This window comes from Kitasatospora sp. MY 5-36, assembly GCF_001182915.1.
Taxonomy (GTDB): Bacteria; Actinomycetota; Actinomycetes; order Streptomycetales; family Streptomycetaceae; genus Kitasatospora.
The window spans coordinates 1-1,060 of the sequence record NZ_LFVW01001278.1 but is presented as its reverse complement, the minus strand read 5'-3'; the positions used below and the strand labels follow the sequence as shown (position 1 = coordinate 1,060).

2 protein-coding genes are annotated in these 1,060 nt (G+C 73.1%); both read left to right on the top strand.

Going from position 1 to position 1,060, the window contains the following annotated elements; genetic code table 11:
* On the top strand, positions 1-539 hold a 539-nt coding region (locus AE652_RS41945), incomplete at its 5' end, for a DUF4232 domain-containing protein (RefSeq protein WP_049661376.1).
* Between the two features lie 148 nt (positions 540-687).
* The coding region (locus tag AE652_RS41940) for a winged helix-turn-helix domain-containing protein (protein ID WP_049661374.1) at positions 688-1,060 on the top strand (373 nt) is incomplete at its 3' end.

Genomic DNA, 1,060 nt, shown 5'->3' with positions numbered 1-1,060 from the left:
CCGCCCCCGCACCCGCCACCGGAGCCCCCGCCGCGACCGGCTCGCCCGCCTCCGCCAAGCCCTCCGCGAAGGCCCCCGCCGCCCCGAAGCCCCCGAGCCCCGCCGACGGCAAGGCCGTCACCTGCGAGGGTTCCGTCACCAAGACCGTCGCGGCCCCGCTGACCCGCCCGGTCAACCACCTGCTGCTGACCGTCACCAACACCGGCAGCGCCCCCTGCTACCTCTACGGCTACCCGGCCGTGCGCTTCGGCGAGGCCCAGTCGGTGCCGCCGGTCATCGAGGACTCCAAGCCGCAGGCCGTCGTCACGCTCAAGCCCGGCGAGTCCGGCTACGCCTCGGTGAACCTGTCCGCCACCGACGGCAGCGGCGCCCACGGCCACACCGAGATCTCGCTGGCCGTCTACTTCCACGGCCCCTCCGGCAACGAGAGCGTCGGCGCGGGAAGCAACCCTTCGCTGCCCGCCAAGGGTCTGTACATCGACGACTCGCTCAAGGTGGGCTACTGGCAGCAGTCCATGGACGACGCCGTCACCTCGTAGTCCCCGGACCAGGCGGGGCAGCGGGGCCGGTGCCCGCCGCCCCGCCGCCCGCGGTGCGCCGCCCCGCCCGTTCGTGGGCGACGCTCCGCGACCGACGGATCGCGTGCTGTCATATGCTTGTCATATACATCTGATCCAAGGGGGGTGCGTGGAGTTCCGACTGCTGGGCTCGGTGACCGTGGTGGCCGCGGACGGCCGCGAGCTTCCGGCCGGATCGGCCAAGCGCCGCAGCCTGCTGGCCATGCTCCTGCTGAACCCCGGAGCACCGGTCACCGTCGAACGGCTCACCGAGACCCTCTGGGACGAGGAACCGCCCCGGCACTCGCGCACCGTCATCCACAACCACGTCTCCGGGCTGCGCTCCCTGCTCACCGCCCACGACGCCCCCGCCGCCGGCGTCGAACTCGTCACCGACAACGGCGCCTACCGGCTGCGGACACCCGACCAGGCCGTGGACACCGTACGGTTCGACCGCCTGGTGGCCCGCGCCCGGGGTGTGGATGCCGAGGAAGGGCTCCATG